22 protein-coding genes and 1 pseudogene are annotated in these 26,661 nt (G+C 61.4%); 8 read left to right on the top strand and 15 right to left on the bottom strand.

The features are described from left to right. Positions 1 to 40: 40 nt before the first annotated feature. Genes GNZ12_RS27960 through GNZ12_RS27950 form a run of 3 tightly spaced genes read left to right on the top strand, consistent with a single transcriptional unit; the run spans position 41 to position 3,862 of the window. Positions 41 to 1,483: a M20 family metallopeptidase gene (locus GNZ12_RS27960; RefSeq protein WP_172315419.1), complete on the top strand. Its 1,443-nt coding sequence runs from the start codon at positions 41 to 43 to the stop codon at positions 1,481 to 1,483. Next, positions 1,473 to 2,765, top strand: coding sequence for an MFS transporter (locus tag GNZ12_RS27955; protein WP_172315418.1), 1,293 nt, complete (start codon positions 1,473 to 1,475; stop codon positions 2,763 to 2,765). Before GNZ12_RS27960 ends, GNZ12_RS27955 begins: the two co-directional genes overlap by 11 nt. 38 nt (positions 2,766 to 2,803) lie before the next feature. Beyond that, positions 2,804 to 3,862, top strand: a complete 1,059-nt coding sequence (locus tag GNZ12_RS27950) for a serine hydrolase domain-containing protein (protein ID WP_172315417.1) — start codon at positions 2,804 to 2,806, stop codon at positions 3,860 to 3,862. 40 nt (positions 3,863 to 3,902) lie between these two features. On the opposite strand, the gene GNZ12_RS27945 is transcribed toward GNZ12_RS27950, so the two are convergent. The 9 genes from GNZ12_RS27945 to GNZ12_RS27905 all read right to left on the bottom strand — a co-directional run bounded on the left by GNZ12_RS27945 (position 3,903) and on the right by GNZ12_RS27905 (position 13,554). Beyond that, positions 3,903 to 5,261 (bottom strand): MFS transporter, encoded by a 1,359-nt coding sequence (locus GNZ12_RS27945; RefSeq protein ID WP_172315416.1) that lies wholly within the window; start codon positions 5,259 to 5,261, stop codon positions 3,903 to 3,905. Positions 5,262 to 5,347: 86 nt separating this feature from the next. Beyond that, positions 5,348 to 6,343 carry a hydroxymethylglutaryl-CoA lyase gene (locus tag GNZ12_RS27940; protein ID WP_172315415.1) on the bottom strand — a complete coding sequence of 332 codons (996 nt, stop codon included), beginning with the start codon at positions 6,341 to 6,343 and terminating at the stop codon, positions 5,348 to 5,350. Then, positions 6,340 to 7,557, bottom strand: coding sequence for a CaiB/BaiF CoA transferase family protein (locus GNZ12_RS27935; protein WP_172315414.1), 1,218 nt, complete (start codon positions 7,555 to 7,557; stop codon positions 6,340 to 6,342). The genes GNZ12_RS27940 and GNZ12_RS27935 overlap by 4 nt, the downstream gene beginning before the upstream one ends. Positions 7,558 to 7,604: 47 nt before the next feature. After that, positions 7,605 to 8,243 (bottom strand): 3-isopropylmalate dehydratase small subunit, encoded by a 639-nt coding sequence (leuD, locus tag GNZ12_RS27930; RefSeq protein WP_172315413.1) that lies wholly within the window; start codon positions 8,241 to 8,243, stop codon positions 7,605 to 7,607. Next, entirely contained in the window at positions 8,243 to 9,676 is a 1,434-nt protein-coding gene (gene leuC, locus GNZ12_RS27925) for a 3-isopropylmalate dehydratase large subunit (protein WP_172315412.1), read from the bottom strand. The genes leuD and leuC overlap by 1 nt, the downstream gene beginning before the upstream one ends. Positions 9,677 to 9,825: 149 nt before the next feature. Further along, the gene (locus GNZ12_RS27920) at positions 9,826 to 10,743 is read right to left on the bottom strand and encodes a LysR substrate-binding domain-containing protein (protein WP_172315411.1); all 918 of its coding nucleotides are present in this window, start codon (positions 10,741 to 10,743) and stop codon (positions 9,826 to 9,828) included. 145 nt (positions 10,744 to 10,888) lie between these two features. Further along, complete coding sequence (locus tag GNZ12_RS27915; RefSeq protein WP_172315410.1) at positions 10,889 to 11,023, bottom strand: entericidin A/B family lipoprotein; 135 nt, start codon at positions 11,021 to 11,023, stop codon at positions 10,889 to 10,891. 241 nt (positions 11,024 to 11,264) lie between these two features. Then, positions 11,265 to 12,026 carry a bestrophin-like domain gene (locus GNZ12_RS27910; protein ID WP_172315409.1) on the bottom strand — a complete coding sequence of 254 codons (762 nt, stop codon included), beginning with the start codon at positions 12,024 to 12,026 and terminating at the stop codon, positions 11,265 to 11,267. 496 nt (positions 12,027 to 12,522) lie between these two features. Beyond that, entirely contained in the window at positions 12,523 to 13,554 is a 1,032-nt protein-coding gene (locus GNZ12_RS27905; protein WP_172315408.1) for a helix-turn-helix domain-containing protein, read from the bottom strand. A 543-nt stretch (positions 13,555 to 14,097) separates the two neighbouring features. Between GNZ12_RS27905 and GNZ12_RS27900 the strand changes: the two genes are divergently transcribed. The 5 genes and pseudogenes from GNZ12_RS27900 (at position 14,098) to GNZ12_RS27880 (ending at position 20,390) form a co-directional block, all read left to right on the top strand. After that, on the top strand, positions 14,098 to 15,726 hold the full coding sequence (locus GNZ12_RS27900) for a 3-(methylthio)propionyl-CoA ligase (protein ID WP_172315442.1): 1,629 nt from the start codon (positions 14,098 to 14,100) through the stop codon (positions 15,724 to 15,726). An 83-nt stretch (positions 15,727 to 15,809) separates the two neighbouring features. Next, positions 15,810 to 16,934: pseudogene (locus tag GNZ12_RS27895) on the top strand (porin). A 70-nt stretch (positions 16,935 to 17,004) separates the two neighbouring features. Beyond that, complete coding sequence (locus GNZ12_RS27890; protein WP_172315407.1) at positions 17,005 to 17,928, top strand: M24 family metallopeptidase; 924 nt, start codon at positions 17,005 to 17,007, stop codon at positions 17,926 to 17,928. A gap of 26 nt (positions 17,929 to 17,954) precedes the next feature. After that, positions 17,955 to 18,788: an SDR family NAD(P)-dependent oxidoreductase gene (locus tag GNZ12_RS27885; RefSeq protein WP_172315406.1), complete on the top strand. Its 834-nt coding sequence runs from the start codon at positions 17,955 to 17,957 to the stop codon at positions 18,786 to 18,788. A gap of 168 nt (positions 18,789 to 18,956) precedes the next feature. Further along, entirely contained in the window at positions 18,957 to 20,390 is a 1,434-nt protein-coding gene (locus tag GNZ12_RS27880) for a DUF1254 domain-containing protein (RefSeq protein ID WP_216673389.1), read from the top strand. A gap of 89 nt (positions 20,391 to 20,479) precedes the next feature. Here GNZ12_RS27880 and GNZ12_RS27875 read toward each other — a convergent pair whose 3' ends face one another. The 6 genes from GNZ12_RS27875 to GNZ12_RS27850 form a co-directional block, all read right to left on the bottom strand. Then, positions 20,480 to 21,595, bottom strand: a complete 1,116-nt coding sequence (locus GNZ12_RS27875; protein WP_172315405.1) for a succinylglutamate desuccinylase/aspartoacylase family protein — start codon at positions 21,593 to 21,595, stop codon at positions 20,480 to 20,482. 52 nt (positions 21,596 to 21,647) lie between these two features. Continuing rightward, on the bottom strand, positions 21,648 to 22,415 hold the full coding sequence (locus GNZ12_RS27870) for an ABC transporter ATP-binding protein (RefSeq protein ID WP_172315404.1): 768 nt from the start codon (positions 22,413 to 22,415) through the stop codon (positions 21,648 to 21,650). Between the two features lie 38 nt (positions 22,416 to 22,453). Further along, positions 22,454 to 23,167, bottom strand: coding sequence for an ABC transporter permease (locus tag GNZ12_RS27865; protein ID WP_172315403.1), 714 nt, complete (start codon positions 23,165 to 23,167; stop codon positions 22,454 to 22,456). After that, positions 23,164 to 23,853 carry an ABC transporter permease gene (locus GNZ12_RS27860; RefSeq protein ID WP_172315402.1) on the bottom strand — a complete coding sequence of 230 codons (690 nt, stop codon included), beginning with the start codon at positions 23,851 to 23,853 and terminating at the stop codon, positions 23,164 to 23,166. The genes GNZ12_RS27865 and GNZ12_RS27860 overlap by 4 nt, the downstream gene beginning before the upstream one ends. Positions 23,854 to 23,974: 121 nt before the next feature. Beyond that, positions 23,975 to 24,748, bottom strand: a complete 774-nt coding sequence (locus GNZ12_RS27855) for an ABC transporter substrate-binding protein (protein ID WP_172315401.1) — start codon at positions 24,746 to 24,748, stop codon at positions 23,975 to 23,977. A 548-nt stretch (positions 24,749 to 25,296) separates the two neighbouring features. Next, on the bottom strand, positions 25,297 to 26,457 hold the full coding sequence (locus GNZ12_RS27850; RefSeq protein WP_172315400.1) for a porin: 1,161 nt from the start codon (positions 26,455 to 26,457) through the stop codon (positions 25,297 to 25,299). Between the last annotated feature and the right edge of the window lie 204 nt (positions 26,458 to 26,661).

The following is a 26,661-nucleotide window of genomic DNA, read 5'->3' as shown; positions in this document are numbered from 1 at the left end:
CGCATCAAGCGCACGCGGTGCGCTACACCGGAGAACAACGTTGACACGTGACACGGCTATTCAATATGCGGCGGATCAGTACGATTCCGGCTGTTTTCTCGAAGACCTCCAGCGCCGCGTCGCTTTCCGCACGGAAAGCCAGGAAGCCGACAGCGGCGCACGATTGCGCGCTTATCTGGAAGACGAAATCACGCCGACGCTGACCAGTTGGGGCTTCACGTGCCGCATCGTCGAGAATCCCACAGCGGGCGCCGGGCCGTTTCTGATCGCGCACCGGCACGAGGACGACGCGCTGCCAACCGTGCTCACGTATGGCCACGGCGATGTCGTGCGCGGCTATGACGCCCAGTGGCGCGACGGCCTTGGGCCATGGCGCGTCACCGTCGCGGGCGATCATTGGTACGGCCGCGGCACGGCGGACAACAAAGGCCAGCACAGCATCAACCTGGCGGCGCTGAAAGCGGTGCTGGACGCCCGCGGCGGCCGGCTTGGCTTCAATCTGAAGCTGTTATTCGAAACCGGCGAGGAGGTGGGTTCGCCGGGACTTCACGCGCTGTGCGCGCAATTGCGCGACGAGTTGACCGCCGATGTGTTGATTGCCTCCGATGGCCCACGTTTGGGCGCGCAACACCCCACCGTGTTTCTCGGCTCGCGCGGTCTGGTGAACTTCCGGCTGGATGTGAAGCTGCGCGACGGCGGCCATCATTCCGGCAATTGGGGTGGTTTGCTGCGCAACCCAGGTGTGGTGCTGGCCAATGCAATCGCGTCGATGGTGGACGCGAATGGCCAAATTCTGGTCGAAGGGTTGCGCCCACCGCCCGTACCCGCGGCGGTGCGCCACGCGTTGGCCGACATCGTGGTCGGCGGCAACCCGGGCGAACCCGAGGTCGATGCGGACTACGGCGAACCCGGCCTCACGCCGACCGAGCGTGTGTTCGGCTGGAACAACCTCGAAGTGCTCGCGTTTCGCACCGGCAATCCGGAGAAGCCCGTCAACGCTATACCGCCGCACGCGTTCGCGCATATGCAGATTCGCTTTGTGGTCGGCACAGACTGGCAGAACCTCGAACAGATCGTGCGCCGCCATCTCGACGAGCACGGCTTCGGCATGGTCGATATCGACGTGGAACGCGGCATGCCCGCGACCCGCGTCGATCCCGAGAATTCATGGGTGCAGTGGGCGTTGCGCTCACTGGAGCAGACCACCGGCGTTCAGCCTGTGCTGCTGCCGAATCTGGGCGGCACCTTGCCCAACGACGTCTTCGCCGACGTGCTTGGCATGCCGACGCTGTGGGTCCCACACTCGTATCCTGGCTGCTCGCAGCACGCGCCGGATGAACATCTGCTCGGGCCGGTCGTCCGCGAAGGCCTGTGCATCATGGCGGGTCTTTTCTGGGACCTGGGCGTGCGGGATCCGAACGCACCCAACAGCGCATCACTACTTCCGCGAATCGTCGCCAAAGGGCACCATCATGAGCATTGATTCCGCCGCCGCGACGGGTACGATCGCCAAGCCGGTGCCACACGCGAGCGTATCGCGTCTGATCCTCGCGACTTCCATCGGCAACGCGCTCGAGTTTTACGACCTGATCGTGTACGGCTACTTCGCCACGACGTTGTCGCGAGTCTTCTTTCCGGTACATGACAGGACCGTGTCGCTTCTGCTTACCCTCGGCACTTTCGCGTTGTCTTATCTGGCGCGGCCGGTCGGTGCGCTGGTGCTCGGCTCGTTTAGCGATCGCAAGGGCCGCAAAACATCGCTGACGCTCTCCATTGCACTGATGACGCTCGGCACGAGCATGGTCGCGCTGATGCCGTCCTATGCAACGATCGGTGTGCTTGCGCCGATCGGCATTTTCGCTTCGCGCCTGTTGCAGGGATTCTCGGCCGGCGGCGAATTCGGCAGTTCCACTGCGTTTCTGATCGAGCATGCACCGGCGCGTAAAGGCTTCATGGCAAGCTGGCAGTTCTCGAGCCAGGGTGCGAGCACGCTGATCGCATCCGCGTTCGGCGCGGTGCTGACCGGTGTGCTGACCCAGCCTCAAATCGAAGGCTGGGGATGGCGCATTCCTTTTCTGTTCGGCATGCTGATCGGGCCGGTCGGCTTCTATATCCGCCGCCGCATTGACGAAACGCCGGAGTTCGAGCGTGCGGAGAAGGCCGCATCGCCGGTGCGGGAGTTGCTGGCAACGCAGAAGGAGCGGGTTCTCGTGTCGATCGGCTCACTCGTGCTCACGACCACGGCCAACTACATGCTCCTGTACATGCCGACGTATGCGTCGCGGCAACTCGGTCTCGCGCCATCGTCCGGCTTCATTGCGACGTTGCTGGCCGGCTTCATCATGATGGTACTGACGCCGATCGTCGGGCACTGGTCCGACAAGGTAGGCCGCATCCGCATCATGCTGGGTGCAGGCCTGCTGTTTTTCGTGACGGTCTATCCGGCGTTCATGTTCATGAATGCGCACCCGTCGCTTGCGACGCTGCTTGCCGCTGTCGTTTGGGTTGCCATATTGAAAGCCACGTACTTCGCGCCCATTCCCGCGCTGATATCGGAACTCTTCCCGACCCGTACGCGCACGACCGGCATGGCGCTCGGCTACAACATCGGCACTACCGTGTTCGGCGGCTTCACGCCGCTAGCAGTGGCGGCGCTGATCGCGGTGACCGGCAACAATCTCGCACCCGGCCTCTATCTGATGCTCGCGGCCGTCATCAGCCTTTTCACGCTGGTATGGGCACGTGCGCGCTTGAACGCGCGCTAGGCCAACTGGCCCCCGTTGAACCGACAGAACTTTTACCTATGCAAGACGATTTGCAACATGCAGTGCAGTTCGCAGTGGACCATGAATCGCTTTGGGATCGCCATGTCGATGGCGCATGGGGCGTGCATGTGAACGACCCGCCGCCATGGAACCGGCTGCTCGGCCCCGTACATGACCGCGGCCCGGTATCCGGCACCATCGCGGTCGATGGCCGCGTGTTGACCTCATGGGGCGAACCCGACCGGGCCGATCTGACCTTCAGCGTCGCCAAGATGTGCCTCGCCCTGCTCGCCGGCGTCGCGCATGATCGCGGGCTGCTGCCGGACGTCGACGAACCTGTGCGTGTCAGGGTGCCGGGCATCGGCTTCGATGACGAACACAATGCCTCGGTAACGTGGGCGCATCTGCTTCAACAGACGAGCGAATGGCAAGGCGCGTATTTCGGTCTGTCGGACCAGGCCGACCACTATCGGGCCGTCAACTTTGCCGCACCGCCTGATGGCAAAAAGGGCGACCTGCGTCCATTGCAACGTCCCGGTACATACTGGGAATACAACGATGTGCGTATCAACCAGCTTTCACTGGCGCTTCTCTATCTGTTCCGGCAACCGTTGCCTGAGGTGTTCCGCGAAGCGATCATGCGGCCTGCCGGTGCGAGTGAAAACTGGCAATGGGTTGGCTACGACAACGCATGGGTCGAGATCGACGGTCGGCGCATGCAGTCTGTTCCGGGCGGCACGCACTGGGGCGGGGGAATGTCGGTCAGTGCGAACGATCAGCTCAAAGTGGCGCAGATGCTGCTGAATGAGGGCGTGGTGGACGGCCAGCAGATCCTGTCCCGCGAGTGGATTGCGCGCATGCGCACGCCGTGCGCGCTCGCGTCGTTCTACGGCTATCTGGTATGGCTCAATACGGATCGCAAGATCTTCCCGAGTATTCCAGCGTCGAGTTATCTCGGCGTCGGCGCCGGCAGTTCCTTTACCTGGATCGAGCCCGACCGTCGGATGACGGTTATCGTTCGCTGGTTGAATCCGGCCTACGCTGACGCGTTCTTTGGGCGGGTCCTCAACGCAGTCGACGCGACCGGTACTCAGTAACGTGTAAAAGCCCGATTCCAGGAATTTGCACCAGAGCCCGTCATTCCGGCATGCCCTTGCCGCGCGTTTCGGGAAGGAACCACGGAATGACGATGCCCAGCAGGTAGCACGAGCTCATGATGAGCGCGGCATGCGATACCCCGCCGAATGCCTTGATCATCGAACCGGAGATGATCGGGAAGACCCATGCGATCAGGCGTGCGGCGTTGAAGACGAAGCTGATCGCGGTCGAGCGCACCGTCGACGTGAACAGTTCGCACGGATAGATCGCCATCCAGGCGTACCCGCATCCCAGCGTGAAAAACCCGTTGATCGGCGCAATGATGACCATGCCGCTCAGCGTCGCGGTGTAGTGATAGGTGACGATCGTCGTGATCAGCGAGCCGACGAAGGTCGCGCTCAGGAATGCGCGTCGGCCGATCGAGTCGACGATGAAGCCCGACGCGAGGTAGGCGACGATCGCTCCCGCCGTATAGAGGATCGAAATCCGCGAGCCCCACGCGACGGCATCAGCCACGCCCGTTGCTTTCGCGAGCGCCACGGTAAAGGTCGGCAGCCAGCTCGAGATCGCCCACCAGCCGGTCGTCGCAACGATCGACAGGACCGTCGCCAGCAGCGTGCGGCGAAGCGCTTCGCGCTCGGTGAACAGTTGCTTGAGCGTAAAGGGGCGGGCGTTCTGCTTGCCAGGTCGCGACGTGTACCGGATAGCCTCGTCGGAGGTCGCGTTCCAGCGTTGTTCCTTCACGGCCTGTTTCCACTTTTCCGATTCGTTCAACCCACGACGCAGGTAGAGCACGAAGAACGCGGGCAGCGCACCGGCGATGAACATCAAACGCCACGTGTCCGCTCCCAGTGGTTGCACAGAAGCAAGCCGGTACCACACCACGGCGGCGAGCAGCGTGCCCCAGCCAAAACCGGACTGCAGGAAGCCGGCGCCCTTGGCGCGGGCATGTTCCGGCCAGGTCTCCGACACCAGCGCGACACCTGTGCTCCATTCGCTGCCCATCGCCAGCCCGGTGAGAAATCGCAACAGGCACAGCACGGTAAAGGTGTTGGAAAAAGCGGTCAGCCCTGAGAACAATGCGTAGAGGAATACTGACCACAGCATCATGCGTTTGCGCCCGACGTAGTCGGCGAGAATGCCGCCGACCATGCCGCCCGCGCCCCAGCCTAGCAAGGTGATACCGATCACGCCGCCCGCATAGACGGGCGTCGAGATGGCCTGGGCCGGCGTCAGCACCGATTTGAGCATCGGCGCGAGGACGACCACGAGCGCGAGCGCCTCGAAACCGTCGAAGATCCAGCCGAGGAAGGCGCCTCGCAGCACGCGCCAGTGCGCACTCGTCAGACCGTCGTACCAGCGTGTTTTCGGCGGCTGAGCGATGTGGGTGTTTTGCATGATGGTGTCTCCTTAAGGACGTTGCCTCGACGCTTTCTTGGATCGTCTGCGAGCAATGGCCAGTTAAATCAGCAAAGTAAAGAATGTCAGGGGCGCGATTGAATGGAAGCGTCGCGCTGCATGGCTCGCTCGCGGATCGCGGCAAAGTCGGCCGGGAGCGGATGCAGGTCGAGCCGCCGCCCCGCCTTCGCGATCTGGCTTGGCGTATCGTGGCCGATCAGCGCCGGCAAGCGCTTCGACGCGTCGATGAGCGCGCCCAGATCGACGCCTGTGTCGTAGCCCATCAGTTCGAGCGCGTGCACGATCTCCTCGCTGCATACGTTGCCGCTGGCGCCGGGCGCATAGGGACAACCGCCGATGCCGCCCAGCGACGCGTCAAAGCGGTCGGCACCCGCATCGATCGCGGCGAGCACGTTGGCGAGTCCCATGCCACGCGTATTGTGGAAATGCAGCGTGAACTCGGTCTGTGGCCAGCGCTCGACGCATCGCGCCGTCAGCGCGGCGACCTGCTGCGGATAGGCCATGCCGGTCGTGTCGCATAGCGTGACGCCTTGCGCGCCGGCTTCCTCGATGAAGCGTCGCGTCCACTCGATCACAGTATCTGTCGGTACGTCGCCCTCCATCGGGCAGCCGAATGCACACGATAGCGAGATGTTGACCGCGAGTCCGGCATCGCGCGCGATGGCGGCAACCTGCTTGAGCGCACTGAACGACTGCTCGCGCGTCATCCGCAGGTTGGACAGGTTGTGGCTTTCGGTCGCGGACATCACGAGATTCAGCTCGTCCGCGCGCGCCTCGATCGCGCGTTCGGCGCCACGCACGTTCGGCACGAGTGCCGTATAGACGACGCCCGGCTTGCGCGCGATCTCACGCATCACGATCTCGGCGTCGCGTAACGCGGGAATCGCTTGCGGCGACACGAAAGCCGTCACCTCGATCTTCGCCATGCCTGTTTCGGAAAGCGCGTCGATCAGCGCAATCTTGTCGCGCGTCTCGACGAACGTGCCTTCCGACTGGAAACCGTCACGCGTGCCGACTTCCTGCATGTAAATGCGCCGGTGTTCTCCGTTCCAGATGTTCATGCGATTGCTCCTTTGTCACGCAACTCGGCAATCCGGCTGTCGGAGAGCCCGATCTCACGCAAGATGTCATGGGTGTCGTCGCCGAGTTTCGGTGCCGACGAGCGCACGGAACCCGGCGTGCCCATCAGTTTGGGCACGATGCCCGGCACGTCGACGTCATAGCCGTCGCGCGTGGTCTGCCGCAAAATCATGTCGCGTGCGCGGTAGTGCGGATCCTCGGCGATGTCGCGGGCCGTATAGATCTTGCCCGCGGGCACCCGCGCCTCGGTCAGCGTGGCCAGCACGTCTTCGGTCGAACGTTGCGCGGTCCAGGCTTCGATGGCCTGGTCCAGTTCGTCAACCTGCGCGACACGACCGGCGTTGTTCGCGAGCGCGGGGGCGTCCGCCAGATCCTTGCGTCCGATCGCAATCATGAGCCGCTTGAAGATGCTGTCGCCGTTGCCGGCGATGAGCACATAGCCATCGGCACATCGATACGCATTGGATGGCGCGATGCCGGGCAGGGCGCTGCCGGCGGCTTCGCGGACCGCGCCGAATGCGCTGTACTCGGGAATCAGGCTCTCCATCACGTTGAAGACGGCTTCGTGAAGCGCCACGTCGATGACCTGTCCTTTGCCGCCGTTTGCATCGCGGTGATAGAGCGCGGTGAGCACCCCGATCACACCATGCAGTGCTGCAAGCGTATCGCCGATCGAGATGCCGCAGCGCACGGGCACGCGGCCGGGCTCACCGGTCAGATGACGCAAGCCTCCCATCGCCTCGCCGATCGAGCCGAATCCCGGCAAATCACGGTAAGGTCCCGTCTGGCCATACCCCGAGATACGAAGCATGATGAGCCGGGGGTTCAGCTCGGCCAGCTGTTCGTAGCTCATTCCCCAGCCTTCGAGCGTGCCCGGCCGGAAGTTCTCGATGAGGACGTCGGCCTCGGCAATCAACTGGCGCGCAATGGTCTGGCCTTCGGGGGTGCGCAGATCGAGCGCTAATGAGCGCTTGTTGCGTGACTGCACCTGCCACCAGACGGACGTGCCGTCCTTCATCAGGCGCCAGTTGCGCAGTGGGTCGCCGGCACCCGGCGGCTCGATCTTGATGACTTCGGCGCCGAATTCGCCGAGCGTCTTGCCGGCGAACGGACCGGCAATCAGTTGACCCATCTCGATCACGCGCACACCTTTAAGCGCGGCGGGCGTGCCCGGAAAAGAAGCTTGGCTGTTCATCGTGAAAACTCCTGAGACTGCGTTCGATGTCCAAAAGGCGCGTTGCCTTAGCTGAAGAGCCAAGGCTCCCGAGCGCGGCGGACGCGCTCGTACTCGCGGATACGGTCGGCCTGGCCGAGCGTCAGCGCGACGTCGTCCAGCCCTTCGAGCAGGCGGCGCTTGCGTTCCGGTTCGATCTCGAACGGGATCGCGGCGCCGCCGACGGGCCGGATGGTTTGCGCCTCCAGATCGATCTCGAGTCGCAAACCGGACGGGCGGCCGACGAGGTCGAACAGGTCCTGGACAATGCGTTCGTCGAGCCTGATCGGCAGCAGGCCATTCTTGAAGCAGTTGCCGTAGAAAATGTCCGCGAAGCTCGGGGCGATCAGCGCGCGAATACCGAAGTCCGACAAGGCCCACACCGCATGCTCGCGGCTCGACCCGCAGCCGAAGTTGTCGCGCGTGAGCAGAATCTGGGCGCCCGCGAAGCGAGGCTGGTTGAGCGGGAAGTCCGGATTGGGCTGGCGGCTTGATACGTCCTGCCCGGGCTCGCCGTGATCCAGGTAGCGCCATTCATCGAACAGATTGGCGCCGAAGCCGGTGCGCTTCACCGATTTCATGAACTGCTTGGGGATGATCGCATCGGTGTCGACGTTCGCGCGGTCGAGCGGTGCCACGAGCGCCTCCAGTCGGGTAAAGGGTTGCATCAGAGGCCTCCGCGGGAAACGTCGACAAAGTGACCTGCGATGGCAGCGGCTGCGGCCGTCGCGGGGCTGACGAGGTGGCTGCGGCCGCCGGGGCCCTGGCGGCCTTCGAAGTTCCGGTTGGACGTCGACGCGCATCGTTCGCCCGGGCGCAACCGGTCGTCGTTCATACCGAGACACATCGAGCAGCCCGGTTCGCGCCATTCGAAGCCCGCCGCCTTGAAGATGGCGTCGAGGCCTTCGGCTTCGGCCTGCGCCTTGACGAGTCCCGAGCCCGGCACCACCAGCGCGAGCTGGATGGTCGGCGCAACGTGCTTGCCTTTCACGACGGCCGCGGCCACGCGCAGGTCTTCAATGCGCGCGTTCGTGCACGAGCCGATGAAGATCTTGTCGAGCGTGATGCGCTCGAGCGGTGTGCCCGGTTTGAGGCCCATGTACGTCAGCGCGCGGGTCATGCCGGCGCGGCGCACGAGGTCGGGTTCATCCGCCGGGTTCGGTACGGCGGCGTCGATCGAGACCACCATTTCGGGCGACGTGCCCCAGGTGACCATCGGCCGCAAGCGGGTGGCATCGATGTCGACCGTTTTGTCGAAGCGGGCCCCCGCGTCGCTGACGAGCGTGCGCCAGTAGGCCACGGCGGCGTCCCAGTGCGCTTTGTTCGGCGCGAAGGGACGCCCCTTCACGTAATCGATCGTGACGTCGTCGACGCCGATCAGCCCGACTCTCGCGCCCGCTTCGATCGCCATGTTGCACAGCGTCATGCGGCCTTCCATCGACAGCGCCCGGATCGTGCTGCCCGCGAACTCCATCGCATAGCCGGTGCCGCCGGCGGTGCCGATCTGGCCGATGATCGCGAGCACGAGGTCCTTGGCCGTCACGCCGGGCGGCAGTGCGCCCTCGACGTTGACGCGCATCGACTTCATCCGCTCGACCAGCAGGCATTGCGTCGCGAGCACGTGTTCCACTTCCGAGGTGCCGACGCCGAATGCGAGCGCCGCGAATGCACCGTGCGTACTAGTGTGCGAATCGCCAGCCACGACCGTCATGCCTGGCAACGTCGCCCCCTGTTCCGGGCCCACGACGTGGATGATGCCTTGCCTCGCGTCACGAATGCCGTAAGACTTGATGCCGAACTCGTTGCAGTTCTTGTCGAGTTGCGCGACCTGCATCCGTGAAAGCGGGTCCGCGATCGCGTCGATGCTCGTGCGCTCAGCCGCCAGCGTCGGCACATTGTGATCGGCTACCGCGAGCACTGTGTCTGGCCGCCACGGGGTGCGGCCGGACAGGCGCATCGACTCGAACGCTTGCGGGCTGGTGACCTCATAGACGAGCTGACGGTCGACATACAGGAGCGTCGGACCATCAGGTGTTGCCGACACGACGTGGCTTTGCCACAGCTTGTCGAACAACGTACGGGGCGTAGTCGCGGGCTGCATGAGGGTGTCTCCATCCATTCATATGAAAGAATGCTTGCTTGGCCGGCAAGGCTGCTGTCTATGGAGAGTCATTTTCCACGCGCGCTCCCGTGGGTGGAATGCAACAGTGTGGAACCCAGCTTTCGTGGAACGCGAAAGCGCGCCTTGCGTCAGCGGGTGGGGGGCGTCTCCGGGGCCGCGCGGGTCAGATGATCGACGAGCAGCCGCGCCGGTTTGCGCAGCGCTTTCAGATCGCGAGCGCAGATGAGCAGCTCGCGGTGAGCCCAGTCTTCCGACAAACCGATCTTGTGCAAGCCCATCGACCTCAGGTGCGGACCTACCGCTGCATCGGGCAACACGGCGATGCCGAGTCCCGCGGCAACCATCAGGCACATCGCGTCGAAGCTGCGGACCTGAATACGCAGTTTCAACTGTCCGCCCGAAAAAGCAGTGGCGGCCTGAAGGCGTTTGGCGAGCGAGGTGTTGCGCGACAGGCTGACAAAGTCGAACTCCAGCGCGTCGACGAACGAGACCGACTCGCGCCGGGTCAGCGGGTGGCCGCCGGGGACGACCAGGACCAGATGGTCGTGGCGATAGGGCATGGTCTGAAGGCCGAGCGTCGGCATCTGGTCGGCCATGATGCCGAAATCGGCAACGCCGTCCACCACCGCCAGGGCGACTTGTTCGCTATCCTGTTCTTCCAGCTCAATGCGGATTTCCGGATTGCTGGCATTAAATTCCGCGATTTCCGACGGCAGGAACTGCGTTACCGCCGACGTGTTGGCCCATAGCCGAACGACGCCCACGACGCCGGCCGCGTAGTCCGACATGTCGGCCGTCATCAGGTCGACGTCGTTCAGAATACGCTGCGCGTGAAGCTTGAGCGCCTCACCCGCCGCAGTGAGCGTAATGCCCCGAGAGTGGCGTTCGAATAGCTCGGCGCCGATTGTGGATTCGAGGTCCGCGATTCGCTTGCTCGCGGCACCGATCGCGAGGTGGGCGAGTTCGGCGCCCTTGCTGATGCTGCCGCTTCGAACAATGAGCGCGAAAAGCGAGAGTGAGACGAGATCGAGGCGATGAAGGTTCATGCTCGGATGGTCCGGCCGCTGTCACCGCTCAATTATGGGGCACGGCCGTTATCACGGCGCAGCGAGTATTGGCCACTACCTGACCAAGCTGCGCCCGGCAGTGTAAGCACAATGCCGAGCGGCTGGTCCGTGTCGCCAGTGGTGGCTATTTGGCTTCCTCGGCCGTGTTATGGATGGCCTGGCCGCCCTTCGAAATATCTTCACCGGCACCCGCGACGGTATTGCAGCCGGCAAGGAGAGCGGTACCGGCGATCAGAAACAGAGCGATGAGTCGTGTCATGTTGTTCTCCTTCCACAGTTTTTTAGCGGCAGCAGGCGGTTGCCAGCCGGCACACGCGTGGGCGCCGTGCACCTGTCCAAGCCAGCGCGGACCCTCCGTATGAGTGCCATTGTAGGCGAGACGTCAGCGAACAGTGGGGTCGAATCAATGCCCGCCTCGCAAGCCGGGCTGAACGGCAGGCGAGGGGGTGACGGCCGCGGCACCCCATGTTTGCGGAAAGCGGCTGCTGGGCAGCGCTGGCTTATTGGCCGAGATGGGAGAGCGCGATCTGTGCCGGCGTGCGCGAGATCTGCATCAACCCTTCGAGCGGGTGGGCGATGTCCTCGATCAGGAAAATAGCGCCGGAGACCGATAGTGCACAGACGAAAAGCGTCGCTATGGCGGTTCGATAGTTGATGCTGACCAGACCGAATCCGGTAAAAAGGATACCGAGCCAAAGCACCAGCACCGCAAGGAATGGCGTTGGTATCGCGCCCTCCCCTGGTCGGAACAGTATCCAGCGCGCTTCCGCCAGGTCGTGGCTGCGGGCCAGGGCCTCCGATTGAAGCATGCGCTGCATGTCGTTTCGTGGAGCCAGTTCTCGAAGCTTTTGCTGAAATTGCACCATGTGCTCCAGGGTTTCAGGAGCGTCCACGTCGGCCTTTCCGGCGCCTCCTTCGGAATAAAACCGCTCCACAGCTGAGGCATAGGTGCGGCGCAGGAGCTCGCGGGCTTCTTTCGCGTCCGGACCATAATCGGCCAAGGTGCGATCGATCATGAAGACCGTAGCCGCCGTCTGCGTGAACTCGTCGTTGAGTCGGTCGAAAGTCACCTTTGACGATGCGATGAGGAGACCCAGGACGAGAGCGGCGAGCGTCGCCATCAGGCCTGCCCCCAGCTTCACGATAGCCGTCGAATCCTCGCTCAGATGATGGTCGGGAAGGAAAGTGCGAAGCGCCAAACCGAGCATCCCGCTGGCGGAGACGCACATAAACACAATCAAGGCGACTACCAGTGAGCTCATGATTGCCTCCTGCGGTTTGACTCTGAGCAGCCCCGGATTGGGACGCGTGACACCGACCGGCTGCAACGACCGCCATGCCAGGTAATAGTCAGCTTCGCCAGTTGACTTCCAGTTTGCCTCCGTGGGCTGGGTTGCACGAGTGTGGTAAGCAATCCTGAGTGTTCATCAATGCGCTGGCTGGTCTTCGGCGGCGGCTTCACTCCGGACACGTTCGGGACATCCGGACGCGCGAATGCAATGCTTCAAAAAATGCGGCATTCGGGAAAGGTCCGGGATCGGCGCTTTCACAGGGATGACCTGGTTCTTGATTTTTTCGAGCGCTTCGTCCGGGAATGCACGATCAACCGCCTTCGCCTGCGAAATAGGATAGGGCAGCAGCGGGGATGCCGATATTGGACCTTGGTCCAGTATCGGCTGCGACCACTGCTCGGCTCGTTAGCTGGACTTGTGCGACCACACGGACTTGCTGCCGGCAGGTGCAATTGTGTAGGGACCGTCAGGAGGATGTGAGTGAGGAGTCCGGTTGCGTCAGCGGCGGGAAAGGCCGAGCGGCATCGTTGACATAGGCAGTCGGTGTGACGCCAACCACACGACGAAAAGCCCGGCTGAAATTGGCCGTGTCGCTGAAACCGAGTTTCAGTGCCACGTGCTTGATGGTCGCACCCGGTTCGCGCAGCATCTCGCAGGCTCGCTGGAACCGCACTTTTTCAGAAAGTTCGCGAAATGCCAGATTCTCCGCCCTCAGGTGGCGGTCTATCGTTCGGGCGGACACGTTGAGGCGGCGTGCAAGATCATCCAGCGTCACCTGCTCACCTTCGGCCGCGCGTAGCACCATCTCGACGTATTCACCCCAGCCAAAGTGACCCGTCAGCGGCCGTGACCCCAGCAGGCTGCAACGCTCGTCGATCTGTTGGACGACTTGCGCGTCGCCAAATGGCAAGGGCTGATCCAGCAGATCGGCACCCATCACGACGCGCACGCCAGGCAGCGCACTCTCGGAAAAATGAAAGCGCGTGGGCGCCAAGGCCTGATAGCGGAGGACGTGCGAAGGTTCCGGCATGGACAGGTAGACATCGTAGGCCGGCGCGTCGGGACCCAGCATGAGCCGCAGTTGATTGTGATGTGCTATGGCGACCGCTTCGAGATAGAAACGCAGAGTCACGTCGGGCATCGCGATAGTAGGCGTGTAGGTCGCCTCGCCTGGCGCGCCGGGCCGACGCTGATAGTTCAACGTGAAAGCTTCAGTCATCAAGTGATAGTGTCGGCTCGCCATGCACATGAGTTGGTGCGCAGTGTGGCAACTGAGCAGTCCGTAACCAAGCAGGTCATGCGAATTCATCTTGATGAGGCGACCGAGTTCAAATCCGAGATCTTCACGACCAGTGACATGATTCGCGGCCTGGACAAAGGCATCTACTTCAGCAGTGGCAAACGTGCCGTCGCGCTGATCGAAACGAGCTCCATCAATACCGGCAGTGGACAGGATCTGCGCCGTGTCCACGCCTTGCACACGCGCATTGGTCAGCAATACAAAGTAGCGCGTGGGAACGCGCCTGAGCGATGCGGTGGTCATGGGCTGCTTCATCTCCATTCCGGGATGTCCGTCGGGCGCTTCAAATCGACATGGGGAGTGTCATCTACCGATATGCACCCGCGCAGGGGGCGTGGATGGTCGCGAATCGCGGCCGGCACCGCTCCAACTCGACGAGCCATGAGAGCGGTCGCGCGGATGGGTGGGTGCGCTGAAGGGAGCCCGCTGGTCTATTTATCGAAACAGTATTTCATAAATCTCGAACGAGGAGGATCAGTGGTGCCCCTAGATAGCCGCGAGGATCCTTCCGGCGCGAGAGGCGACCTTGGTTCCGCGAGGGGGCATTGGACGGAGACATATGCAGGAGCGGTGGTCGGTCGCTTATTTTTCGCTTACGAAAAACCCACACAATACGGCGAGACCTGCTCGGGACTATCCCTTACGTGTCTCAAATAGACATGCGTCTGTCGAGACCGGCTATCGTCCGGCACCCCGAGAGTCCGGAAGATGACGTTCAGTCTCACGGATCGGGAATTCCAGATGAAAGGCTTGATGATGCAGCAGCCATTGCTCGTTTCGTCGTTGCTAACGCACGCAGAGCGGCATCACGGCGAGCAGGAAATTGTCTCGAAGCGTGTCGAAGGCGACATCCATCGATATCGCTTCCGAGATCTCGCGAAACGCGCAAGGTGCATGGCGAACGCGCTCGCGGAACTCGGCGTGCTCCCCGGTGATCGAGTCGGGACGCTTGCATGGAACGGCTATCGGCACATGGAACTCTACTACGCGGTCTCCGGATCGGGTGCCGTGTTGCATACGCTCAATCCGCGGCTGCATCTCGATCAGATCGTCTACATGATCGCGCATGCCGACGATCGGGTCGTCTTCTTCGACGTCGACATGCTGCCAATCGTGCAGGCCATTGCCGCGCGAATCGCGAACCCGATCGTGTTCGTGGCGATGACTGACCGCACGTACATGCCGGCATCCGACGGATTGCCAGGGGGAGTGCTTTGCTATGAAGAGCTAATCGACGCTAGCGACGACGACTTCGAATGGCCTCATCTCGACGAAAACGACGCGTCGTCGCTTTGCTATACCTCCGGCACGACGGGTCATCCGAAAGGTGTGCTGTACAGCCATCGTTCGACCGTGTTGCACACCTTGGCGGCCGCGCTGCCTGACGCATTGAACTGCTCGGCATGGGACACGATCCTGCCTGTTGTGCCGATGTTCCATGTGAACGCCTGGGGCTTGCCCTATATCGCCTGCATGGTCGGCGCGAAACTGGTGTTTCCCGGCCCCCGGCTGAAGGGGGACTCGCTGTATGAGCTGATCGAAGTTGAACGCGTCACGATGTCGGCCGGTGTGCCGACCGTCTGGCAGGGGCTGCTCGCCTACGTGAATAGCCAGCAGCTCAGTTTTTCTTCGATGCGGCGCACGGTGATCGGTGGTGCCGCGTGCTCTCCCGCGATGATTGCCGAATTTCAGGAGGTTTACTGCGTCGATGTGCTCCACGCATGGGGTATGACCGAATTGAGTCCGCTCGGCACGGTCTGCTCGTTAAAGCCGCATCAAGTCTCGATGCCGCCTGACGAGCGTTTGGCGATACAGGCGAAGCAGGGGCGGGCAGTCTACGGCATCGACATGAAGATCGTCGGCGACGACGGTGAAGAAGTGCCATGGGACAACGCGTCGGCGGGCGAGCTGATGGTGCGCGGTCCGTGGGTCGTCGATTCGTATTTCCGGTGCGCGGACGTGCGTCCGCATCGTGACAGCTGGTTTCCCACGGGCGACATCGCGAAGATCGACGCCGACGGCTTCATGCAGATCACCGATCGCGCAAAGGACGTCATCAAATCGGGCGGCGAATGGATCAGTTCGGTCGACATCGAGAATGTGGCGAGCGTGCACCCCGAGGTGGCGAGTGCGGTCTGTATCGCCGCCCGGCACCGCAAATGGGATGAGCGACCGCTGCTGCTGATCGTGAGGAAAGCCGGCAGCGCCGTGACCACCGACGAGCTTCTGGCGTTCTTCGACGGCAAGGTCGCCAGATGGTGCAAGCCGGATGCCGTCGTATTCATCGATGCAGTGCCGCTCGGAGCCACCGGGAAGGTTTTGAAGAACAGGTTGCGTGATCAATTTCAGGACTACTTCTTGACGGCATAGTGCCGCACGACGACGTATTCGATGCAGATTCGAGCAGCAAGACTAGCAGTTCATATAGAGCAAAGACCCGTAGAGGAGACGAAATGAAGATGAAGTTGATGGGTGCGGCGGCACTTCTGGCATTCGCAGGGGCTGCGCACGCGCAGTCGTCCGTGACGCTGTTCGGCGCGATCGATTCAGGCCTTCTGTTTCAGAACACGTCGGCGGCATCGTTCAACCCGAAGGCGCCGAATCTCGGCAAGGTCTATGCGCTCAATAGCGGTGGCATCTAGTCGAGCTTTTGGGGTTTGAAGGGGACCGAAGATCTGGGCGGCGGCTACTACGCTAACTTCCGGCTGCAAGGTGGGTTCAACAGCAGCAACGGCAAGCTCGGACTTGCCGACACGACGGGCGGAACGGCGATCTTCAACATGGAGTCCAACGTCGGCCTCTCCGGCCCATTCGGCTCGGTCAAGGTCGGCCGGCAGATCGCGCCGATGGCCTGGGCAATGGCGGAAACGGATGTTCGTCAAGGCGACTACTTCGGCAGCATCCTGACCGCGTGGCTGGGGATGAACCAGGCCGCCGGCTGGCAGGGCACCAACACCAACGGGCCAATCGGCGCGCTGTATGACAGCAATGCGATCGTCTACAAGTCGCCGGGCTTTTACGGCGCGAGCGCCGAACTCGAATACGCGCCGGGCGGCGTGGCAGGCCAGTTCCAGGGCGGTACGCGCGAGTCCGCCGTGCTGAAGTACTCGAACTATGGGCTCAATCTCTCGGCCTTCTACTACAACGGCCACGATACGAATCCGGGAGCGACGACGGTGCCGACCGGGCTCGACAACAATCGGATGGTCTACCTGGGCGCGCGGTACACGATTCACGATTTCTCGGTGTCCGCTTCGTATTCCAACGGCAAGAACCCGTCGAAATCGAATACTGTCAACCTCGATCTGTATACGTTCGGCCTTGGCTATCAGTTCACGCCGGCATTCCAGCTTACGAGCGGCCTTTACTACCTGAAAGACAAGAACAACTCGAACAACAAATCCACTGAAGTCGCGGCCGGCGGCTACTACAGCCTGTCCAAGTCGACGACGCTCTATGCGCAGGTGGGCTACGTGGACAACAAAGGCGATATGACACAGATGATCTCCTACGGAGAACCCGTGGCGCCTGGCAGGTCGACAACGGCCGTGAACATCGGCATGCGGCACACGTTCTGAAGTTCGGGGCGCCGTTCAGAAATGGAACGTGCTCGGCTGTGCGTTTCACTGCATTTTATAAAGGATAGCTATGCAATATTCGACCATTCGCGTTTCCGACCTCGAGAAGTTTCGCCAGGTCCAGAAATTGGCGTACGACTGCGTGGAATACACCGCGACCAGCCTGCGCACCGGCATGACAGAGCGGAATGCCTGCGCGATCATGAAGAGCTGGCTGCAGCACAAAGGCGTAGACGATCTGTTTCACGATCCATTCGCGTGGTTCGGCGACCGGGCGGCGTTCAAGGGCTTCTGGGCTGATCATAAGTTCCTGCCGTCCGACCGCCAGCTCGAGGACGGCATGACCGGGATACTCGATATTGCGCCGATCGTTGACGGCTACTCCGCCGATATCGGCTATTGCTTCGTGCACGGCGACAATCCGCGCATGCAGGCCGTGCTCGACGACATGAACCGCGTGCTGCTCGGAGCGCGCGACCAGATTCTCGCCGGCGTCCGGGCAGGCAAAACCTTTCGGGCGATCTATCGGGAGGTCGACGAGGTGATCGCGGACGCGGGCTACGTGAACCAGCACAAGCGCTATCCCCATCGCGTGCTCGGCCACCGCGTGGGCCGCCACATGAGCAATCCGTTGAACAAGGTTCGCTGGCTCGGATTCGGATTGCCGACCTACCTCTCACTGATGACCCGGCAGTGGGCATCGAAAATCACTCCCGGTATCGTGCGCTCGCCGCTCTGGAACGATCGCCGTGAATCGGATCACCGGCCGTTTGCAGGACTGTGGGCCATCGAGCCGCACATCTCACTGCCCGACCAGAGCCTCGGCACCAAGTGGGAAGAGATTCTCGTCATTACAAAGGACAACGCCTGGTGGCTGGATAACGACACGCCGCATTGCCGGCTCGGCACGGAGCGCGGCTGGTGGAGCGAGTCGAGCGAGTCGGCGTCACAGGTTTTCTCAAACCAGTCGAGTGACCTCCTCCTGGTTGGCTGAGTCGAAATCGCAAGCGGAGAAGCAACATGGCAATTCCATCTCTTAAGGGAAAGCGGGTTCTGGTGACGGGTGCTTCGTCAGGGATCGGCTTTGAAACGGCGCTCGCGTTCGCGCGCCAGGGGGCAAACCTGATCCTGGTTGACATCAACGCGCCGGCACTCGAAATGGCCGCGAACGCTGTTCGCGAGCACGGCGTGAATTGTCTGACCTGGAAGGCCGACGTTTCCGATGCTCAGGCAATGAGAGAGCTGGCTAATGCGGTGCACGAAGCCGTCGGTGCGCTCGATGTGCTGATCAACAACGCCGGCATTGCGTTTCTCGGCGCATTTCTCGAGACACCGGAGCAAGCGTGGCGCCGTATCCTCGACATCAACGTGATGGGCGTGGTGCACGGATGCAATGTTTTCCTGCCGCAGATGCTCAATGCCGACGGTCCACGCCATATTGTCAATGTGGCTTCGGTCGCGGGTTTGGCACCGGCCTATCAGATGAGCGTCTACGCGGCATCGAAGCATGCCGTCGTCGGTCTAAGCGAAAGTCTCGCGATGGAACTTTCTGTCTCCTCGGTCGGGATGTCCGTGGTTTGCCCGGGCATCATCAATACGCCGATCGCCAATCCAGGCACGGCGAGTGTAGGAAAGAGCGTGACACATGCACAGTTGCAGCGACTCGCAGCGTTTTATCAAAGCAAGGGCGCACATCCGCGCCTGGTCGGGGAATCGATCGTCGACGCGGTCCAGACCGGCAAGGGCATCGTATTGGTCGGGCCGATAGCTCGTCTCGTCTACAACTTGCGCCGCATTTCCCGCTCGTTGCTGATGAAGGCCATGCTGGCGGAGTCCAAAAAGATCTGGGTTTGAACGGGGTGCGGTCGAAAAGGGCTGGGCCTGCGCGGACGCCAGGTGCCCGGTTTCCTAAGATAAAGAAGCTTTGGAGAGCAAGATAAATGACTCATGCATTGTGGTGTGTCCTCGTCTGAATTGAATCGAAATCCTAAATTTATCTACCCGTCCTTATATTGCTCAGCTATGAAAGCCATCAAGTTAAAATCGAATCCGGTTACCCTGGCGCTGCTTGCATCACTGGCGTTCATGCCTGTGCACGCGTCAGCGGCTGACAACCTCTCTGCGCCGGAAGCGAAGCAGATCGCCGAAGACGCCTATGTCTACGGATACTCCCTCATCACCACCGAGGTCACCGGGGTGCAGATGAGCAACGTTCCCAAGGCGAAGGGTCTGACCGCGCCCATGGGCCAGTTCATCAACGTTCCACGCTATCCGCCGGCCGACTATCGCGGCGTGTCCGCACCCAATGCGGACACGCTGTACTCGGTTAGCTGGGTTGATCTGAGCGAGCCGATAGTGTTCAGCCACCCCGATATGGGCAAGCGCTTCTACCTGTTCGAGATGACCGATCTGTGGATGCACGACTTCGAGACGCCCGGCGCGCGCACCGCTGGCGGTAAGGCGGCGAATTATCTGTTGACCGGTCCCGGGTGGACCGGGAAGGTGCCCGCGGGCATGAAGCAGATCAAATCGGCGACCCGCTACATGGTGATCCTGGGCCGCACCTTCGCAGACGGCAGCGAGGCCGATTACAAAGATGTCAATGCGCTGCAGGCGCAGCTCAAGCTGACGCCGCTTTCATCCTGGGGTAAGTCTTACACTTACGCAGCGCCACCGGTGAATCCCAGTCCCGGTTTCAGCATGACCGACAAACCACAGGCGGTCATCAATGCGATGAACACGTCAACCTACTTCAACATGATGGCGAAGCTGATGTGCAAGGACGCGCCACCTTCGGCGGAAGACGGACCGATGCTGGCGAAGATGGCGCGCATCGGAATCGTGCCCTGCAAGGCCTTTGACATTGCCAGCCTGGACCCGGACGTTCAGGCGGCGATCGAGGACGGCGGGAAGGACGGTTTCGCGCACATCGAAGCCAACCGGAAGAACATGGGGCGCATGGAAAACGGGTGGATAGTCACTACCGGCCTTGGCAGTTACGGCACGGACTACATGAAACGGGCGGTCGTGGCCGCCTACGGTTGGCCGGCGAACCACCAGGAGGATGCGGTCTATCCGTACACGTTTGTCGACGCTGACGGAAGCAAGCTCACCGGCGCAAACAGGTACACGGTGACTTTCCCCAAAGGTAAGTCGCCACCGGTCAATGGCTTCTGGTCGATCACCATGTACCGAGTCGATAACGGCTGGTGGTTTACTCCGAATCCGCTCAACAGGTTCACTATCAGCCCGCGCAATCACCCCAAATACAATCCGGACGGTTCGTTGACGCTTTACTTCCAGAATGAGTCACCGGGCAGCGACAAGGAGGCCAACTGGCTGCCGGCACCGAAGGGCGAGTTCATCCCGATGTTGCGCATGTACTGGCCTAAGCCTGACACGCCTTCGATCCTGAACGCGACCTGGGCGCCGCCTAAGGTGGTGAAGGTTCAGTAGACGTCTTTCGTGCATTGATCCCAGGAGCGCCGCGCTCCTGGTGATGGCGTTCGGGGCGCCGAAGGCCCACCACGCCACGCTCCGCAGACTCAATCCAGTAGCAGGGCGCCCGTTCTGAACGCAGTCGCGCCAGCGACTTGAGCAACCGCCAAACCGGCCGACGCAAACCCAAGTAAATGACGTGCGTAAAGCACGCCGGTGGTCGTCGCGGTCAACGTCGTGACCTGATCCATGAGCGGATCGACGATGTCTGCGATCGGCTGGCCCGCTTCGATCCAGGTCCCCGCTTCCGCGCGAAACACGAGCACGCCGCTCACGGGCGCCACGATCGATTCCGAACCCGCGAACGGTGTGGCGGGGAACAGCAGGGCGGGCAACGGCGCGGCTTCAGCGTCGATGACGCCGCGATAGCTTAAATAGTTGAGGATCGCCTGAGCGTCCTGTTCAGCGAACTCGTATGAAACGTCGCACTGACCGCGCAGTTCCACCGTGACCGAGATGCCGCCATTGGGAATCGGATGCTGCTTGCCGTAACGCGCGCGCAGATTGGACCAGCAGAAGCTGTGAATTTCATCGAATGGATTGCCGGCCGCGTTCAGCGTCAACAGCGACGCTTTGGCGCCGATATAACGCGCGAGGGGTTCGACGTCTTCCCAGGTATCCGGATTGGTGTACAGATGCATCAACGCATTCAGATCGCAATGCAGATCGAGCACGACATCGGCATCGTAAGAGAGCTTTTGCAGCGCGAGCCGTTGCGAATCGAGTTCGGTGACGGGTGTCTGCTCGTCGAGTGCTTCAGCCATGGCGGCGCGCACGGCAACGCGGTTTGCGTCGATGTCGCCCGTCAGGCGTCCTTCGACGCGCGGCATCACCAAGGCCGTCAGATCGTAAAAGTGACGGTTGAAGTTTTGCGCCGTATGCGTTTCAAAGCGACCGAGATGAGCGCCGAGCAGGTGCTGATTGAGACCGATCGGATTCGAAACCGGCACGACGACCACTTCGCCGCGTAGCTTGCCTGCCGCTTCAAGGGCAGCCAGATGCTGGCGCAGACGCCAGGCGACGAGCATGCCCGGCAGCTCGTCGGCGTGCAGCGACGACTGAATGTAAATCTTCTGGCCGCCAGTCGGGCCATAGTGAAAACTGGTCAGGTGGCGTTCGGTACCGAGTGTCCGGGAAATGAGTGGATACGTTCTGGTTTGCATGGATTCAGCCGGTGGAAACGCCGGGGGCACTTCAGGCCCCCGAGCTGCAACGTTATTTCAGGCTGCCGGTAAGAAACTGGCCTAAGCGTTCGCTTTTCGGGTTGACCAGAACGTCTTGAGGATGGCCTTCTTCTTCGATCTTTCCCTTATGCAGAAAGACCACGTGATTCGACACGTTGCGGGCAAAGCCCATCTCGTGCGTGACCACGATCATCGTACGGCCTTCTTCAGCCAGAGCCTGCATCACTTTCAGGACCTCACCAACCAGTTCCGGGTCGAGCGCCGACGTGGGTTCGTCAAACAGCATGACTTCGGGCTCCATGGCCAGCGCGCGTGCAATGGCCACGCGCTGTTGCTGGCCGCCGGAAAGATGGGACGGATACTTGCCTTCCATGCTGGCGTTGAGCCCGACCTTGGTCAGGTACTTGCGAGCCCGCGTCTCCGCTTCAGCCCGGCTCAACCCCAACACGCTGATGGGCGCTTCGACGATGTTTTCAAGCACGGTCATGTGCGCCCACAGGTTGAAGTGCTGAAACACCATCGACAACTTGGTGCGCATCTTCTGCAGTTGCTTGTGATCGCTCACGCGCAAGGAGCCGTTTCTATCCGGCTTGGTCTGGATCTCTTCTGCGTTGAGGGTGATGCGCCCCGCGCAAGGCTGCTCAAGGAAATTAATGCAACGCAGAAACGTGCTTTTACCTGAGCCGCTCGAACCGATGATGCTGATGACATCGCCGGCCTTCGCCTTGAGCGATACGCCCTTCAGAACCTCGTTGTCACCGAACTTCTTGTGCAGGTCGTCGACAATCAGCTTATACATATCTCGATACACTCCATCTTGGCTGAGGGTAGCCAGGTTCAATGCCCTTGCGGCTTCAAATAGGCCAGCAAGCGTGTTTCCATTCTGCGGAACGCCCAGACCAGCGCAAACACGATGCAGGCGTACAGCACGGCTGCAATGCTGTAGGCCTGGAAGGATGCGTAGGTTGCCGAGTTCACGTCGCGCGTCACCTTCAGGATGTCGGGGACGGTGGCCGTGAAAGCGAGCGTCGTCGCGTGCAGCATGAGGATGACCTCGTTGCTGTAGTTGGGTAGCGCGCGCCGCAACGCGGACGGCAGGATGATCCGGGTGTAAAGCTTGAATCGGGACATCCCGTAAGCCTGCGCGGCCTCGATTTCGCCATAAGCGGTGGATTTGATCGCGCCGGCAAATATCTCCGTGGCGTAAGCGCATTCGTTCAACGCGAAGGCAAGCAGCGTACAGTTCATCGCACTACGGAAGAACGTGTCGAGCAGGACGTGCGAGTGGACGATCTGAAGGCTGTAGAGCCCCGTATAGCAAAGCAGCAACTGCACGTAGAGCGGTGTGCCGCGGAATACATACGTATAGAGCCAGACGGGTCCGGAAATGAAGCGGTTGCGCGACGACCGGGCCACCGCCAGCGGGACGGCAAGACAGAAACCCAGTGCAATCGACGCGACCAGCAACCATAGGGTGATGACAAGGCCGCTGTACCGGTAACCGTCGGTGTACAGGTAGGCTTGCCAGTATTGCCTGACGAGTTCGATCACAGTACGGCCCTCCGGACACCTGTCGAGTAGCGTTTTTCCAGCCAGATCAACACGAGGTTAGATACCGTCGTGATCACCAGATAGATCGCGCCTGCTGTCAGCGTGAAAAAGAAAAATTCAAGCGTGCTCTTGCCCGCGTCCTGCGACGCCTTGACCACGTCGGCGAGACCGATGATCGAGACCAGCGCGGTGGCCTTGACCAGCACCTGCCAGTTGTTGCCGATGCCAGGCAGAGCGAAGCGCATCATTTGCGGGAACATGATGCGGCTAAACACGCGCCACGAACTCATGCCGTACGCGAAGCCTGCTTCGAGCTGTCCGCGCGGAACGGAGAGAAAGGCGCCCCGGAACGTCTCGGTGAAGTACGCGCCGTAGATGAAGCCGAGTGTGATGACGCCGGCCACGAAGGGGTCGATGTCGATCTGATCGAAACCGAGGGCGTCAGTCAGATTGTTGAGCAGGATCTGAATGCCGTAGAACAGCAACAGCATCAACACGAGATCGGGAACGGAGCGAATCAGCGTCGTGTAGAGCGTGCCGATGTGAGAGAGGGCGCGGTTCGGCGACAACTTCGCCGCAGCGCCGCCGAGACCCAGCAGGAACGAGGCAGCCAGCGACAACACAGCCAGCTTGACTGTTTCCCATGTGCCCGCAACGAGAAGCGGGCCAAAACCGTGAAAGAACATGTATTGCTATCCTCGATTGCACAGCGTCCCCGTTCGGCGCCGGCGATTCGGGCCGGCGGAACGCGTGACGCTGAACCATGGCATACGGCGGGTAGGCCGACGAAAGGCGCTCAGCTACCGCTTAGCTGCCGTACACGTCGAAGACAAAATACTTCTTCTCGATGGCTTTGTAGGTGCCGTCCTTGATGATGTCGGCGATGGCCTTGTCGATCTTCTCCTTCAGGTCCACGTCGTCCTTGCGCATGCCAATGCCGGCGCCGTTGCCGAGGATCTTCGCGTCGACGATGTCCTTGCCGGCGAACTGGAAGCCCGCGCCGCGCGGCGTATTCAGGAAGCCGATGTCGGCTTGCACTGCGTCTTGCAAGGCGCCGTCAAGACGGCCGGAGAGCAGGTCGGTGTAGACCTGGTCCTGGTTCTGATACGGCACGATCCTGGCGCCCTTCGGCTCCCAATAGGTCTTGGCGTAGGTTTCCTGGATCGTGCCTTGTTCGACGCCGATCGTCTTGCCGGCCAGCGATTCCGGCGTAGGCAGCAGGGTCGAGCCTTTCTTCGCAATGAGGCGCGTCGGCGTGTTGAAGAGCTTGTCGGAGAAGGCGACCTGTTCGGCGCGTTGCGGCGTCATCGACATCGACGACAGCACGCCGTCGAACTTCTTCGCCTTCAGCGCGGGAATCATGCCGTCGAAGTCGTTTTCGACCCACACGCACTTGGCCTTCAGACGCGCGCAGATCTGGTTGCCGAGATCGATGTCGAAACCGGTCAGTTTGCCGTCGGCACCCTTCGATTCGAACGGCGGATAACTAGCGTCGACCCCGAAGCGGATGGTGGACCAGTCTTTTGCGTAGGCGCCAGTTGCGATGGCTGCGAGCGCGATACACAGGGCGAGCTTCTTCATGACTTCTCCAGAAAGGGACTTCGTGACACCGGGTGTTGGGGTTCGAGCCCCCGTTGCATCCGGTATTCGATCTATCGAGGTTGTCTAGACGTATCGAATTCAGGGTACATGACGCGCTGGACTGCGCAACTTGTCTATACAAGATAGCCGCTCAATATTATTCGAAGCAACTGGGGTTTTCTCGTATGCTATTGGCGGAATGTAAGCCTGTGGTAGGTTTTCGGCGCTTACTGGCCAAGCTTGGTTTGCCGAACGTGAGCTGCTCAACGAGGTGGTATATACACCATAGACGTTGAAACGCGTGCGCTAATGTCTATACAAGATGGCGCTGGGATCCACTTGCATGGGGCCGGACGGCCATGCTCCGGTGACGCCGGATCGCATGCGCCCAGGCCGCGAGTGCGGCCTGGGAGAGGGCGGTAAAGGGGATGTGGCCGAGGAGACTGGCGGGTGCCCGGAAAACCGGTCTCCCAAAAGAAAAACGCCCCGCAGGGCGTTTTTCAGAACCTTGAGACAGGGAGCGCATGCTCCCTGCCTGCAAGACATGCTTAGAACTTGTGGCGGATACCGACGCGGAACGCCAGTTGGTTGTCCGCGTTGCCCGACGTATTGAAGTAGCTCGTGCTCGAACCGATCTGTGCCGACAGGTTCCCCTTGCCGACTTGACCCGAAGCGAGCTGGTAGATACCCAGTGCATACACGTCCGTACGCTTGCTCAGCGCGTAGTCGACGCTCAGGTCCGCCTGGCTCCAGTGGCCCGTGTTGGCATCGCTCAGGTGCATATACGTGTAGCCTGCACCCGCCGTCAGCGCCGGCGTGAATGCGTACTTCGCGCCTGCTTCGTACGCAGCGAACGTGGTCGAGCTGCCCGTGATCGGAGCGAAGCGCGTGTTCGTGTACAACGCCCACAGCGTAGCTGCGCCGATCGAGTAACGGCCGCCGACGCCGAACGTGCGCAGATCACGCACGCTGCCCGTCGTCACGTTGGCGATGGTCGTCGAGAATGCCGGGGTTGCCTGGCTCGGGTAACGGATGTCCGTGTACGCTGCGCCAACGCCGAACGGGCCGTTCGCGTAGTTCACGCCAAGGCTATACGCGCGCGACGAACCTGCGACCGGTGCTGCGACTGTGCCGGTTGCCGGTGCGCCAGCGAATGCGCCAGCCTGGTTCGAGAAACCGTACATCGCGCCGAAGGTCAGGCCCGCGAAATTCGCGCTGCTGAACTTGACTGCGTTGTTGATACGGCTCGACGTCAGCTGGTCGACGTCATTGATGTGGTAAGCGTAGTTACCCGCAACGGTTTGGCCACCGGTCGAGTAGTTGCCGCCCAGATAATCCGTCGAAAACGAATACTGGCGACCGAACGTCAGCGAACCAACGTTGTTCTGCGACAGACCGACAAACGCTTGACGGCCGAACAGTGCGCCGCCTTGGCCGAGCGTGCCGTTGCCGCTGTTGAACCCGTTTTCCAACACGAACAGTGCCTTCAGGCCGCCACCGAGGTCTTCAGTGCCGCGCAGACCCCAACGGCTGCCTTGAGCCACGCCGTCGTCGTACTTGACGAGGCTGTCGTGACCGGAAGCGGTCTTCGAGTTGTTCACGTAGCTGATACCGGCATCGATCAGGCCATACAGCGTGACACTGCTTTGCGCATGGGCGGCGCTGGCGAAGACGGCGAGAGTAGCGGCGGTCAATACTTTCTTGTTCAAGACTTTCTCCGATTAAAAATTAAGCGATCGCGACGCCGTGTTCTTTGGCAAGGTCGTGCGATGGCCCGAAATTTAAGGGAACGCAGAGTAAGGTATGTGACAGCTTTCGTTATTTTTGTAATCTGTCGCGCCGGCGCGACACTCACATAGCTTTGCTGGTTGAGATCACGCGAGGCACGCCGCTCATAAGCTTTTTCCAGAGCG

It is taken from the genome of Paraburkholderia solitsugae (assembly GCF_013177695.1).
GTDB classification, from domain to species: domain Bacteria; phylum Pseudomonadota; class Gammaproteobacteria; order Burkholderiales; family Burkholderiaceae; genus Paraburkholderia; species Paraburkholderia solitsugae.
Note: the sequence above shows the minus strand (reverse complement) of the source record. Positions and strands in the feature narration are given on the sequence as shown.